Raw genomic sequence first — 447 nt, 5'->3', positions numbered from 1 at the left:
CTCGCCCGCCGTCTCGGTCTGCCATTTGTTGCCGCTCCGACGATCGCCGCCACCTGCGCAGCCTGGACACCGCTCTCCGTCTGGTATAACGATGCCGGACAGGCGCTGCATTATGAGATTTTCGACGACGCCAATTTTATGGTGCTGGTGGAACCGGAGATTATCCTCAATGCACCGCAACAATATCTGCTGGCGGGGATCGGGGACACGCTGGCGGAATGGTATGAAGCGGTGGTGCTGGCTCCGCAACCAGAAACGTTGCCGCTAACCGTGCGACTGGGGATCAATAATGCGCAGGCCATTCGCGACGTATTGTTAAACAGTAGCGAACAGGCGCTGAGCGATCAGCAAAATCAACAGTTAACGCAATCATTTTGCGATGTGGTGGATGCTATTATTGCTGGTGGTGGGATGGTCGGTGGTCTGGGCGATCGTTTTACGCGTGTG

At 56.2% G+C, this 447-nt stretch carries 1 pseudogene; it reads left to right on the top strand.

What is annotated here, in order from left to right:
* Positions 1-447: pseudogene (hcxA, locus tag K0040_RS22535) on the top strand (hydroxycarboxylate dehydrogenase HcxA); the annotation flags it as partial.

It is taken from the genome of Terrisporobacter petrolearius (assembly GCF_020748185.1).
Taxonomy (GTDB): Bacteria; Bacillota; Clostridia; order Peptostreptococcales; family Peptostreptococcaceae; genus Terrisporobacter; species Terrisporobacter petrolearius.
The sequence above is the reverse complement of the archived record's forward strand: the minus strand, read 5'-3'. Positions and strand labels throughout refer to the sequence as shown.